At 68.4% G+C, this 12,833-nt stretch carries 13 protein-coding genes and 1 tRNA gene; 1 reads left to right on the forward strand and 13 read right to left on the reverse strand.

Going from position 1 to position 12,833, the window contains the following annotated elements; genetic code table 11:
- Positions 1 to 56 precede the first annotated feature (56 nt).
- The 9 genes from ACYVDN_RS04900 to dusB all read right to left on the reverse strand — a co-directional run bounded on the left by ACYVDN_RS04900 (position 57) and on the right by dusB (position 9,016).
- Positions 57 to 407, reverse strand: a complete 351-nt coding sequence (locus ACYVDN_RS04900) for an SHOCT domain-containing protein (RefSeq protein WP_460569006.1) — start codon at positions 405 to 407, stop codon at positions 57 to 59.
- 151 nt (positions 408 to 558) lie between these two features.
- On the reverse strand, positions 559 to 1,224 hold the full coding sequence (locus ACYVDN_RS04905) for a transcriptional regulator (RefSeq protein WP_460569008.1): 666 nt from the start codon (positions 1,222 to 1,224) through the stop codon (positions 559 to 561).
- A complete protein-coding gene (locus tag ACYVDN_RS04910) occupies positions 1,221 to 2,525 on the reverse strand; it encodes a sensor histidine kinase (RefSeq protein WP_460569010.1) in 1,305 nt (434 codons plus the stop codon). Before ACYVDN_RS04910 ends, ACYVDN_RS04905 begins: the two co-directional genes overlap by 4 nt.
- Before the next feature lie 55 nt (positions 2,526 to 2,580).
- Entirely contained in the window at positions 2,581 to 3,462 is an 882-nt protein-coding gene (locus tag ACYVDN_RS04915) for a sulfurtransferase (protein WP_460569012.1), read from the reverse strand.
- A 75-nt stretch (positions 3,463 to 3,537) separates the two neighbouring features.
- Positions 3,538 to 3,610: transfer RNA gene (locus ACYVDN_RS04920), tRNA-Asn, on the reverse strand.
- An 86-nt stretch (positions 3,611 to 3,696) separates the two neighbouring features.
- The gene (locus ACYVDN_RS04925) at positions 3,697 to 4,512 is read right to left on the reverse strand and encodes an ABC transporter ATP-binding protein (protein WP_460569014.1); all 816 of its coding nucleotides are present in this window, start codon (positions 4,510 to 4,512) and stop codon (positions 3,697 to 3,699) included.
- A gap of 41 nt (positions 4,513 to 4,553) precedes the next feature.
- Positions 4,554 to 6,467: a DNA primase gene (gene dnaG / locus ACYVDN_RS04930; RefSeq protein ID WP_460569016.1), complete on the reverse strand. Its 1,914-nt coding sequence runs from the start codon at positions 6,465 to 6,467 to the stop codon at positions 4,554 to 4,556.
- Positions 6,468 to 6,546: 79 nt separating this feature from the next.
- Entirely contained in the window at positions 6,547 to 7,809 is a 1,263-nt protein-coding gene (locus ACYVDN_RS04935) for a deoxyguanosinetriphosphate triphosphohydrolase family protein (protein ID WP_460569018.1), read from the reverse strand.
- Positions 7,799 to 9,016, reverse strand: a complete 1,218-nt coding sequence (dusB, locus tag ACYVDN_RS04940) for a tRNA dihydrouridine synthase DusB (protein WP_460569020.1) — start codon at positions 9,014 to 9,016, stop codon at positions 7,799 to 7,801. Before dusB ends, ACYVDN_RS04935 begins: the two co-directional genes overlap by 11 nt.
- Before the next feature lie 83 nt (positions 9,017 to 9,099).
- Here dusB and ACYVDN_RS04945 point away from each other — a divergent pair, with 83 nt between their 5' ends.
- Positions 9,100 to 9,582 carry an aminoacyl-tRNA deacylase gene (locus ACYVDN_RS04945; protein ID WP_460569022.1) on the forward strand — a complete coding sequence of 161 codons (483 nt, stop codon included), beginning with the start codon at positions 9,100 to 9,102 and terminating at the stop codon, positions 9,580 to 9,582.
- 99 nt (positions 9,583 to 9,681) lie between these two features.
- Here ACYVDN_RS04945 and ACYVDN_RS04950 read toward each other — a convergent pair whose 3' ends face one another.
- The 4 genes from ACYVDN_RS04950 to ACYVDN_RS04965 form a co-directional block, all read right to left on the reverse strand.
- Positions 9,682 to 10,377, reverse strand: a complete 696-nt coding sequence (locus ACYVDN_RS04950) for a DsbA family oxidoreductase (RefSeq protein ID WP_460569024.1) — start codon at positions 10,375 to 10,377, stop codon at positions 9,682 to 9,684.
- 19 nt (positions 10,378 to 10,396) lie between these two features.
- On the reverse strand, positions 10,397 to 11,209 hold the full coding sequence (locus ACYVDN_RS04955) for an undecaprenyl diphosphate synthase family protein (RefSeq protein ID WP_460569026.1): 813 nt from the start codon (positions 11,207 to 11,209) through the stop codon (positions 10,397 to 10,399).
- Positions 11,206 to 11,943, reverse strand: coding sequence for a DNA repair protein RecO (gene recO / locus ACYVDN_RS04960; RefSeq protein WP_460569028.1), 738 nt, complete (start codon positions 11,941 to 11,943; stop codon positions 11,206 to 11,208). The genes ACYVDN_RS04955 and recO overlap by 4 nt, the downstream gene beginning before the upstream one ends.
- An 84-nt stretch (positions 11,944 to 12,027) precedes the next feature.
- On the reverse strand, positions 12,028 to 12,828 hold the full coding sequence (locus ACYVDN_RS04965; RefSeq protein ID WP_460569030.1) for a phosphotransferase: 801 nt from the start codon (positions 12,826 to 12,828) through the stop codon (positions 12,028 to 12,030).
- Between the last annotated feature and the right edge of the window lie 5 nt (positions 12,829 to 12,833).

Genomic DNA, 12,833 nt, shown 5'->3' on the forward strand with positions numbered 1-12,833 from the left:
ACAGGTCTCGATACGCGTGCCTCCGGCGCGCTACTCGACCAGCGGGGCGTGACGCGTCAGCGGGGCGTCGGCCCCTGGCGGTTCGCCCTGAGCACCTCGAGGCGCTTGCGGTACTCCACCTCGTCGATGTCGCCCTGCGCGAAGCGCTCGGCGAGGGTCGACTCCGCGTTGCTGCTCGGCGACCACGGTCCGTAGGGCGCGCCGGCTCCGTAGGGTCCGTGCGCGTGCCAGTAGGCGCGGCGGCGTCGGGTGACGAGGAAGATGATCAGACCGATCACCAGAATCCAGAAGATCGGGATGATGAAGAAGAACGGGAAGAACCCGCCTGCCCATGGCCCGACCCAGTGCGTTGCTACGGCCACGACGCCGGCTGAGCCGATCGCCGATGAGGCCAATGCGCTGATCATGAGAGGAACCTTTCTGTGAAGGGCTCGTTCGAGCCGATTCCAGACTCCTCGTGAGCGGCTTCACACGCGTCTGCCGGCCGGAGGCATCCACATACTCCGTTGGGAGCAGTTGCGGCGAGGGATGGCGGAGGTGGCGGCGATCCGAACGGGTTTAGAACCCACCGGGGGTGACGAGGCCCGACTCGTAGGCGAGCACCACGAGGTGTACGCGGTCACGGGCATCCAACTTCGAGAGGATGCGCGACACATGCGTCTTCGCCGTGAGCGGGCTCATGAAGAGCCGTGCACCGATCTCCGTATTGCTCAGTCCCTCCGCGACCAGCGCGAGCACCTCACGCTCGCGTTCCGTCAGGGGTTCGAGCACTGAGGCCGTGACCTCGGGTCTCGGAGCGGCGGCCAGTCGTGCAAGAAGCCGCTTCGTGACCCCTGGAGACAGCAGCGCCTCGCCGCCTGCCGCGACCCGAACCGAGCGGATCAGTTCGACGGGGTCGGTGTCCTTCACCAGGAATCCGCTCGCACCGGCCCTGATCGCCTCTGCGACGTATTCGTCGAGCTCGAAGGTGGTCACGATGACGACGTGCACGGCATTCAGCGCGCTGTCGCCCACGAGCTGCGCCGTGGCCCACAGACCGTCGCCGTCTGGCATGCGGATGTCCATCAGCACGACATCCGGCCGTTCACGTCGCACAAGGGCGACCGCCTCGCGGCCGGTGGACGCCTCGCCGACCACCTCGATGTCGGGCTCGTGATCGAGCAGTGCTCGGAAGCCAGCGCGCACCAGCTGCTGGTCGTCGGCCAGCACCACACGGATCGTCATCGTCGCCCTCCAGAGCTCCGGGCAGGGTGCAGGGGAAGTCGAGCCGTCACCATGAACCCTCCGTCCGCGAGCGGGTGAGCCTCGACGGAGCCGCCCAGCGCGGCCGCGCGCTCCTGCATGCCGAGCACGCCGCGCCCACCGCCCTCTGACGTGCGTTCACCGGCGGACGACGTGGCAGGATGCTCGCCCGGCCCGTTCTCGACGACGATGTCGACGGCAATAGAGGTGATGTCGAGGCGAACGGTGGCCGAAGTGACTCCTCCGTGCCTCTGCACGTTCGTCAGGGACTCCTGCACGATGCGGTACGCCGCGGACTGCACGGCGAGCGGGACCTCGACGTCGCGAGGCTGGTCGATTCCGCTCGCCGTGACCGAGAGTCCCGCGGCGCGCACGCTCGCGATGAGAGCGGGGAGGGCATCCAGAGTGGGCCCGGGGGCTCGTGGCGCGGCAGGAGCGTCGGGCTCCCGAAGGATGCCGAGCACCGAGCGCACCTCGTCGAGTGCTGTCGTGCTCGTCTCCCGGATCGATCTGAGGCTTTCCTTCGCCCGCTGCGGCTCCTCGTCGAACAGGTGGAGCCCGACACCCGCCTGCACGCTGATCTGCGAGAGCGAGTGTGCGAGCACGTCGTGCAGCTCGCGGGCGATGCGGAGTCGCTCCTCCTCGGCCGCCGAGCGCCTGCGGCTGGTCTCCTCGCGCGCCGCCGCACGGAATCGCTCCCGTCTCGCCCCTGCGCCGGTCGCGACCCCTGCGATCAGGCACAGGATGATCGTCGCGATCAGCACCCTGATGCCGCCCGAACCTCCACCGTCGATCACGATCGCGACGACACCGACGACGCCCATGCCGATCAGCGTCGCCCACGCCCAGATGCTCGCGCGTCGGAGCACGGCGTTGGCGACGGCGAACGCGACGGCCAGCGCCGCGAGCGGAGGCCCAGGAGCGAACGCGATGGACGGCAGGGCGAGCACTCCGACGGCGACAACGCGAGGACCCGCCCACGGCAGCAGGAGTAGCCCGGCGGCGACGATTCCCGACAGAGCGGCCAGAACCGAGAACAGATCCCCGCTGGGCAGCCCGGAGTCGAACGCACTGTGACCGGTGAAGTAGCCGGTCCCGAATGAGGCATGGTGCAGATGGGCCGCTCCCGCAAGAGCGAACGCCAACCCAGGCAGCTGCACAAGCGCGCTCAGGGCGGCGGCGAACCACCTGGCGCGCAGGGACCGTCGCGCGGCGCGCTCGGGCGACACCGGGCCCGACCAGTGCGCCGGGCCGGTGCGCGTCCATGGCGGGTACGGCGGCATCCCCTCATGCTAATCAGCGCGCGAGGCGCGCCCATCGGCCACCGGTCGGCTGCGACTACTCCGGTGGGAGTACGTGGCCCGGCTCCTGGCCGGTGGCGACCGGGGCATCGGGATGCTGCGACCACTGGCTCCACGAGCCCGGGTAGAGTGCGGGGTCGAATCCCGCGATCATGAGGGCTGCGGCGTTGTGGGCGGCGTTGACGCCGGAGCCGCAATAGGTGGCGACGGGCGCATCGTCCGTCACGCCCAACGCTGCGAAACGCTCTCGCAGGGCGTCTGCGTCGAGGAACCGCCCCTCAGCATCGACATTGTCCGTGGTCGGCGAGCTGAGGGCGCCGGGGATGTGTCCGGCCCTCGGGTCGACGGGCTCGACGTCGCCCCGGTATCGCTCCGCGGCTCTGGCGTCCAGGAGCACACCGCTGCGAGGAAAGCCCGCGACCTCCGCCATCGAGACGACGCCGAGGTGGCCGTAGTCGAGGATGACCGAGCCAGCCGCCGGCTGCACCGATCCCTTCTCGAGCGCATGTCCCGCCTGGCGCCACGCACCCAGTCCACCGTCGAGCATGCGCACCGCGTCGACCCCGGCGTAGCGCAGGAGCCACCATGCCCGAGCGGCGGCGAGGTCGGACGTGTCGTCGTACACCACGACGAGGTCTCCGTCGTCGATGCCCCAGGAACGGGCATCCGCCTGGAACTGCTCGATCGAAGGAAGCGGGTGCCTGCCTTCCTTCGGATCACCGATCTCGGCCAGCTGTCGATCGAGGTCGACATATACCGCCGTCGGAATGTGTCCGGCCTCGTAATCGGGACGGCCGTCTGGCCGATCCAGTCGCCACCGCACATCCAGCACCCGAATCGGGTGACCTCCGGCGGCGAATGCGGCGAGGGATGCCGCCAGCTCGTCAGCGGTGATCAGCAGGTCGGAGCGTTCGGTCATGCGCCAACGCTACCGGCGGATGCGGTTCGCGCAGCGACGAAAGAAGCCCTCGCCATGAAGGCGAGGGCTTCGACGCTCCCCGTGGTGGACTCGAACCACCAACCTGCCGGTTAACAGCCGGCTGCTCTGCCAATTGAGCTAACGAGGATCATCCCCAGTGGGCTCATCTACTTTACCAAAGCGCGGCCTAGGGACAAATCGAGCCCGACCTCGGCGTGGTGGGTCGTCGCGGGGTCACTCGCTGAGCCGAAGAGCGGCCGCGAGGCGTGCGACGTAAGGGTGGGTCGGATCGCTGAAGACGTCCTGCATCGTGCCGTACCCGACGAGCGATCCGGACTGCAGAACGGCGACAGTCGCCGTCGCGTTGCGCAGCACCCGGGCGTCGTGGCTGACGATCACGGCGGCGAAATCGTTGAGGCCGTGCAGCTGCGCCAGCAGGTCGACGACGGAGTCGCGCACGGTGACGTCGATGCCCGCGGTCGGCTCGTCGGCCACGAGCAACGCCGGGTCGAGCACGAGCGCCTGAGCGATGGCTACCCGCTGCCGCTGGCCGCCGCTGAGCTCGTACGGGTACTTGTCGAGCACGCCGAGCGGAAGGTGTACGGCATCGAGCATGGACGCGGTGCGCACGCCCGCCTCGCGACGGCTGAAATGCTTGTCCCGATCGAAGATCGGCCGGGCGACCAGCTCGGCGACAGTGGCCGTTCGATCGAGGCGGGCGCCGGCATCCTGCCTCAGGTATCCGACGTGGAAGGTGAGGCGGTCGCGCTCACGCCCCTTGAGCCGTCTGATCGAGTAGCCCATCACGGTGGCGTCCCCGCCGGTGATGCGGGGTGCTGCACCGGAGTCGCTCGCCGAGTTCGCCGAGATGATCCGCGCGAGCGTGCTCTTGCCCGACCCGCTCTCGCCAAGGATGCCGAGCACCTCCCCCGGTTTCACCCGAAGGCTGATGCCGCGCAGAGCGACACAGCCGGCGGATGCACCGTGCGGTGGATATTCCGCGGAGAGGTCGCTGAGCACGATCGGGTCTTGGAACTTCTGTGCTGTCATGCTGTGACTCCGACGTGCATGACGGACAGCCTATGCTGCCCTCACTCACCCCGGAGGCGGGCGCGCTGCTGATCGATCTCAAGCAGTTCGCGCTGAATGGCCGAGTATCCATCGCGGTCGGAGGGATCGGCACGCTGCAGCCTGCCGAGGGCGGCGGCCTTGCGTCGCAGGAGCTCGCGGTCGAGCAACGACGCGACAACGGACGCCGCGAAGGCCATCGCTCCGGCCTCGTCCCGAGCCGGAATCGGTGCGACGCTCAGCTGCCGGACCAGATCGGCGAAGGGAGGCGGCACGTCGTTCGCGATGCGCTCGGCCCATCCGGCTTCGCCGTACCTGTCGAGGTTCGCCGCGACGGCATCACGCACGACGGCGAGCGAGGCATTGGAGAAGGATGCCTGCGACAGCGCGCCCGCACGCTCGGCCGGCACGTGCTGCGGGTACTGCAGCACGGCCATCAGGGCGTCGCGCTCCAGCCTGGTCGCCGGGTCTGAGCCGATGCTCGCCAGGGATGCCGCCGGCTCGACCCTCGGGGCACCGTCGCCTTCACCCGGACCGCGGTTCTCAGCGGGCCGACGGTCGTCTTGCGCTACAGGATGACCGCCACGACCGTTCTGCGCCTGCCCACTCTGAGCCTGCCTCGCCGCCTGCTGCACGGCGCTCTGCACCTCGGACAACTCGGACCCGAGCATCCGCGCGAGCTGCCGCGTGTACCCGGGGCGGAGCGCAGGATCCCGGATTCCCGCGACGATCGGAGCGCACTCGCGCAGCGCGGCGACGCGTCCCTCCACGGTCTCGAGGTCGTATTTGCCGAGTGCTTGCCTGATGACGAACTCGAACATGGGGCGCTTCGCGTCGATCATCCGCTGTACTGCCGCGTCGCCCTGAGCGAGCCGTAGGTCGCAGGGGTCGAGCCCCTCCGGACCGGTCGCCACATAGGTCTGCGCCGCGAACCGCTGCTCCTCGCCGAACGCGCGGAGCGCCGCCTTCTGGCCGGCGGCGTCGGGGTCGAACGTGAACACCACCTCGCCGATGCCGCTGTCGTCGCCCAGTACCCGGCGCAGCACTTTGATGTGGTCGACGCCGAACGAGGTGCCGCAGGTCGCCACAGCCGTTCCGATACCTGCAAGATGGCAGGCCATCACGTCGGTGTACCCCTCGACCACGACCACGCGGTGCGAGCGGGAGATCTCACGCTTGGCGAGATCGAGGCCGTAGAGCACCTGAGCCTTGTGGTAGATCGGCGTCTCGGGGGTGTTCAGATACTTCGGGCCCTTGTCGTCGTCGAAGAGGCGTCGAGCACCGAAACCGACCGTCTGGCCCGTGACGTCGCGGATCGGCCAGATCACCCGCCCACGGAAGCGGTCGTAGGCGCTGCCGCGGTCGCCGGTCGAGACGAGGCCGGATGCCGCGAGCTCCTCCGCCGTGAATCCCCGACCTCGCAGGTGGGCGCCGAGCGAGTCCCACGTGTTGGGCGCGTACCCCACGCCGAAGCGTTCGGCCGCTGCCGGGTCGAAGCCGCGCTCGCCGAGGAACCGGCGGCCGGCATCCGCGTCCGGCGCTCCGAGCTTCTCCCGGAAGAACTCTTCGGCTGCAGCGTTGGCCGCGATCAGGCGTGCGCGATTGCCGGTCTCGGATGCCGCGGGACCGCCGTCCTCGTAGTGCAGGGTGTAGCCGATGCGGGCGGCGAGACGCTCTACGGCCTCAGCGAACGAGACGTGGTCCATCTTCTGCAGGAACGCGTAGACGTCGCCGCCCTCGCCGCATCCGAAGCAGTGGTAGAGCCCGACCTGAGGGCGCACGTTGAAACTCGGGCTCCGCTCGTCATGGAACGGGCAGAGGCCCTTCAGCGAACCGACGCCCGCGGTCTTGAGCGCCACGTAGTCGCCGATGATGTCGGCGATGTTGGTTCTGGACTTGACCTCCTCGACATCGCTCTGTCGAATCCGTCCAGCCATGCCGATGATTCTACTGAGCGCGCACCGGCGGCATCGGAGGGTGGGCCCGGTCTGTTGACAGGCAGCCCTGTTGACGCCCTCAGCGCTGGCGGCCGCTCGCCAGTCGCTCGAACCAGGCGATCGCGGACTGGTCGGTGAGGCTCGCCACCTGATCGACGACCACGCGCTTGCGCTCCGCATCGTCTGATGCGAGTCGCCAGTCCTCCGCGAAGCCGGGGTCGAGCTCGTCCTCGCCCGTCGCCAGCAGTACGTCGGCCAGCTCCGAGAGCATCGTGCGCTGCCGGGCGTAGATGGGCTGCCTCGTGTTCCGCGACATCACGAACGTCGCGACGATGCCCTTCAGCACGGCGATCTCCGCCTGGATCTCACGCGGCACGACCACGTCCGCACCGAATCTGATCAGGCTGGTCTCCGGATGAGCCTCCCTGGTCGCGCGCGCCGAGGAGACCGCGAACCGTCCGATGAGCTGGCTCGTGAGGTTCTTGAGCCTCGCCTGAGCACGACGCGACCCGTCCCAGCGATCGAGCCAGACATCCAGGCTGTCGAGACGGTCGAAGGCCGCGATCAGCTCGTCGTGGCCGATCTCGCCGCCGATCCACTCGTACATCGAGCTCACGAGGCTGTCGTGATCGACCCGGCTGCTCAGTGCTGCGACGTCGATGTAGCCGTTGACGACCGCGTCTTCGAAGTCGTGCACCGAGTACGCGATGTCGTCGGAGAGGTCCATCACCTGGGCCTCGATGCAGCGGTCGCGCTCCACGGCACCCTGGCGAAGCCAGTGGAAGGCCGGCTCGTCGTCGGCGTAGAAGCCGAACTTCGCCCGTCCGCTGGGGTCTGCGACGGAAGCCGATGCCGGCCACGGGTACTTGCAGCTCGCGTCGAGGCTCGCCCTCGTCAGGTTGAGCCCGTACGGTCTGTCGTCCGCTCCGAACACCTTCGGCTCGAGCCTGGTCAGCAGCCTCAACGTCTGGGCGTTGCCCTCGAAGCCGCCGATGTCGGCGGCCCACTCCGACAGAGCGCGCTCGCCGTTGTGCCCGAACGGCGGGTGACCGATGTCGTGGGCAAGGCACGCGGTGTCGACCACGTCGGGGTCGAGTCCGAGACTCGACGCGAGCTCGCGGCCGACCTGCGCCACCTCGAGCGAATGCGTCAGCCTGTTGCGCGCGAAGTCGAGCCCCGCGGTCGGACTGAGAACCTGCGTCTTCGCAGCGAGACGGCGAAGAGCGCTGGAGTGCAGGAGTCGTGCGCGATCACGCGCGAAGTCGCTTCGTCTCGTCGAGTGCTGCTCGGGCAGCCAGCGCTCCCTGTCGAACTCGGTGTAGCCCGCCAGGTCAGCCGCCACTCGTGTTCACCTCTGCCTCGGCCAGTTGCGCATGCTGCTCAGCGGCGATGGTACGCGACTGAAGCCACCTGTCGGGCAACGCAGGCACCTTCGGTGTTCCCGCGCGACCTCGCGGTCCCTCCGCATCCTCGCCCGGGTACGGCAGCGAGGCGTCGAGGGTGCCGAGCAGCTCGTCCAGCTGCTGCAGGGACTCGACCGTCGCCAGCTTCGCCCTCAGCTCACCGCCGACCGGGTAACCCTTGAAGTACCACGCGACGTGCTTGCGGATGTCGCGGCATCCACGTTCCTCGCTCTCGAAGAACTCGACGAGCAGCTCGGCGTGCCTGCGGAACGCTGCGGCCACCTGACCGAGGCTCGGGTGCGCGATCGCGGCCTCCGCCTGGTCGGCGCTGATCAGGCCTGCGCGTGCGTGGAAGGCGGCGGCGAGGTCCCCGAAGAGCCACGGGCGACCGAGGCAGCCGCGGCCGACGACGACGCCGTCGCACCCTGTCTCGTCGACCATGCGCACGGCATCCTGCGCCGTCCAGATGTCGCCGTTGCCCAGCACGGGAACACTCGTCACGGTCTGCTTGAGCGTCGCGATCGCTGACCAGTCCGCCTGGCCGGAGTAGAACTCGGATGCCGTGCGCGCGTGCAGGGCGATCGAGGCGACACCCGCATCCTCGGCGACGCGCCCGGCCTCGAGGTAGGTGAGATGGTCGGAGTCGATGCCCTTGCGCATCTTCACGGTCAGCGGGAGCGGGCCGGCCGCCTCGACCGCGTTCGTGACGATGTCGCGGAACAGGTCGAGTTTCCACGGAAGAGCAGCTCCCCCGCCCTTGCGGGTGACCTTCGGCACAGGGCATCCGAAGTTCAGGTCGATGTGGTCGGCCCTGTCCTCGGCGACCAGCATGGTCACCGCCTCGCGCACCGTCTTCGGGTCGACTCCGTAGAGCTGAATCGAGCGCGGCGTCTCGCTCTCGTGGTGACGAATCAGTCGCATGGACTCCGGCGTGCGTTCGACGAGAGCGCGCGACGTGATCATCTCGCTCACGTAGAGGCCCGCCCCGAACTCGCGGCACAGCCGACGGAAGGCGGTGTTGGTGATACCCGCCATCGGCGCCAGCACGACCGGCACGTCGAGCCGCAGAGGGCCGATGGCCAGCTGCTGGGGGTTCGCGGGCGCAGGGGTCATGGGTGCAGCGCATAGGGTTGCGGTGGGAGACATCACCCATGATTCTCCCAGATGCCACCTGAAAGCGCGGATCATCGCCCGACGGTCGGCTGTCGCCGGAGAGGAACGAGGAGCGCATGGCGTCTGAGACGCAGCAGGGACGCGAGCGGGTTCGAGCGGATGCCGAGGCTCGCGGCCTGCAGGTGCGCATCGTCGAGCGTCCTCAGGCCGGGTCGCTGCACGAGGCCGCTGCGCTGCTCGGACTGCAGCCGCACGACATCGTGAAGACGCTCGTCGTCAAGCGGCACGACGGTGACTACCTGTTCGCGCTCGTTCCTGGCGGCCGCAAGATCTCCTGGGCGAAGCTGCGTGCCCTCGTCGGTGTGAACAAGCTGTCGCTCCCCGATGCCTCGCTCGCGCTGGATGCCACGGGATACGAACGCGGAACGATCACCCCCCTCGGGTCGACGACGGCCTGGCCGGTGTTCGCCGACTCCACAGTGGCCGGGCGCACGATCGCGATGGGCGCCGGCGAGCACGGCTACAGCGCCTTCGTCGACGCCGACGATCTCATCGACGCCTACGGCGCCACCGTTGCCGACATCACCGATCCGGAGTAGCGCCCCGCTACTCGACCACCGGGGGCGCCGCAGAAGGGATCTCGCAGGAGTCACCGTCGCAGACGACGGCGTTCGGGTCGCCGAGCGGCTTCAGCGGGCTCATGCGCCGACCTCTGCTCGGTCATCCGCCTCGTCCGACGAACGCTCGTCCCACACCTGCTCGAGCACCTGGGCGAACGTCGTCGCCTCCTGAGCTCCCGAGACGCCGTACTTGCCGTCGATCACGTAGAACGGAACACCGTTGATGCCGTACTCCTGAGCCAGCGCCTGGTCGCCGCGAACGTCGGTGAGGAACTCGTCGCTCTGCAGTGCGCTCAGCGCGGCGTCGCGATCGAGCCCGACTTCGGCCGCATAGTCGGCCAGCTGCTCGTCTCGTCCGACATGACCGCCCTCGATGAAGTAGGCCTTCATCAGACGTTCCTTCATCGCGGCCTGCTTGCCGTGCGCTTTGGCGAAGTGGATGATCTGGTGAGCCTTCACCGTGTTGGTGTGGTGCATCGCCTCGAAGTCGTAGTCCAGGCCGACCTGTGCCGCGATGCCGGTGACACGCTCGAGCATCTGCTGCGCCTGCTCGGGCGTGATTCCCTTGTGCTGCGCGAGGTACTCGGACTCGTTGCCCTCGAAGTCGACGGGCGTGTCCGGTGACAGCTCGAAGGAGTGGTACTCGACCTCGACGTCGCGACCTTCGCCGGCGCCCTGGAACAGGCCGGCTCCGCTTTCGAACTTGCGCTTTCCGATGTAGCACCAGGGGCACGCGATATCGGACCAGATGTCGACCTTGATGGGTTCACTCACGAAGAGGGACAACTCTGCGTCAGACCGCGGTATTCCGTGGAGCGTCGACGGCGCCACCGAACCGCCGGGTGCGCGCCGCATAGAGCTCGATCGCCTCCCAGAGCTGAGCTCGTGTGAAGTCGGGCCAGAGGGTGTCGAGGAAGACCATCTCGGCGTACGCGCTCTGCCACAGCATGAAGTTGCTGGTGCGCTGCTCCCCTGAACTGCGCACGAACAGGTCGACGTCCGGCAGATCCGGAATGTACAGATGCTTCTGGATGAGCTTCTCCGAGACGGCCGACGGTCGAAGTCGTCCGGTAGCGACCTGATCGGCGATGGCACGCACGGCATCCGCGATCTCGGTTCGCCCTCCGTAGTTGACGCACATGGTCAGCGTGAGAACGTCGTTCTTCTCGGTCAGCTTCTCAGCGAATTGCAGCTCTTTGATCACGGACGCCCACAACCGAGGCGTGCGCCCTGCCCACCGCACCCGGACGCCCCATTCGTTCAGCTGATCACGCCTGCGATGCAGAACGTCGCGGTTGAACCCCATGAGGAAGCGAACCTCCTCGGGCGACCGACGCCAGTTCTCGGTGGAGAACGCGTAGACGCTGAGGTGCTTCACCCCGATCTGGATGGCGCCTGCGACCACGTCGAGCAGCGACGCCTCCCCCGCCTTGTGCCCCTCGATGCGCGTGAGTCCCCTGCGGTTCGCCCAACGGCCGTTGCCGTCCATCACGAGCGCTACGTGGTCGGGAACCACGGATGACGGCAACTGCGGCGGATACAGCCCCGTCCAGTCGATCGGGCGATACTCCACGGCGTCCTTGTGCGTGAAGGGCTTGGGCGTCATGCACTCGCTCCGCTTCTGGCGACATACGGCAGTGATCTGAGGCCACGCTCCAGGTGCCACTGCGTATAGGCGGCGACGATGCCGCTCGCCTTGGCGCGAGTGGATTCGTCCGTCGCCTCTGCGGTCGCCCAGTCGCCGGTGAGCAGCGCGGCGAGCAGCTCGATCACCTCACGCCCGACACGAGGTGCTCCGGTGGGTGCGCAGTCCCCGCACACCACGCCCCCGAGCTGCACCACGACGGCTGTGTGCTCCCCGACGGCGCCACAGCGCGAACAGGTGTCGAAGCTGGGCGCCCAGCCGGCGAGCGAGAGCGCACGCAACAGGTAGGAGTCGAGGGTGAGGGATGCCTCGTGCTCGCCACGCGACAACGATCGCAGCGCGCCGATCAGCAGGAGGTACTGCTGCGGAGAGCCTTCCGCCTCGGTGAGACGGTCCGCCGTCTCGACCATCGCGTTGGCCGACGTGTAACTGGAGTAGTTACCCGCGATGTCTGCCCCGTATGCGCCGAGAGACTCGGCCTGCGTGACGATGTCGAGGCTGCGACCCTCGAAGAGCTGCACGTCGGCCACCATGAAGGGTTCGAGACGCGCACCGAACTTCGATGCCGTGCGCCGCACGCCTTTCGCGACGGCGCGCACCTTGCCGTGTCCCCTGGTGAGCAGCGTGACGATCCGGTCGGCCTCGCCCAGCTTGTGGGTGCGCAGCACGACGGCTTCGTCACGGTAGGTGGGCATCACTCCATTATCGTCGTGAGCCACCGTCATTCGCTGTGCCCGGCCGATGAACGACCAGGCCGGTCGTGGCGAACCGGTCGAGTGTCAGGTGGCGTCCCAGAGCGCCCGATAGAAGGCGATGCGCTCGTCATCCCGTGCCACTCCGTAGGCCTCGTAGTAGAGGTCGGTGTAGCCGGCGCCGTAGTTCCACTCGGTGCTCCAGGCGCCGACAGCGATGTCGGCCCAGCGGTCCGCCACTCCGAGGCGGCCGAGGTCGACGTGCCCGGTGACGGTGCCGTCGCGGCCGAGCAGGGTGTTCGGTGCGCAAGCGTCGCCGTGACAGAGGACGAGCAGGTCGGGCTCGGGCGCGTGAGGGAGGGCATCCAGCAACGGCTGTCGCTCCGGGATGCCCTCTGCCCGGCTTCGCGCGATGCGTGACTCGACCGACCACGAGAACGGGCAGTCCTCGACGGGTAGCGAGTCGTGCATGGCACGCAGCCCTCTCGCTATGCCGCGGACGGCTCGCTCGGGGTCGGCTCGCCACGTCTCGGTCACGGCGTTCTCGCCGGGCAGGGCACGAGTCACCAGTACCTCGCCGCCCTCGTCGGCGCGGAACTCGAGCACCTCAGGCACCGCCACGTACCGCAACGCCCAGGCAAGCCGCTCCGCCTCCGCGGCGAGATCCAGCTCCGTGCCTCTCGGTGCCCATTTCGCGAAGACGGGCTCAGCGCCGAGTCTTCCACGCACCGTGATGCCGCCGACTTCGTTCATCCACACGACGTCGTCGATGCTGTCGCCGAGCGCATCGCGGAGTGCGCTCGGCAGCGAGAGGCCGGCGTCGGGCCGCCCCGAGATCGGTCGAATCTCGACAGACTCGTCGGCGCCCGCGCCGGCCTCGACACTCATTCCGT

Source organism: Humibacter soli, assembly GCF_054779035.1.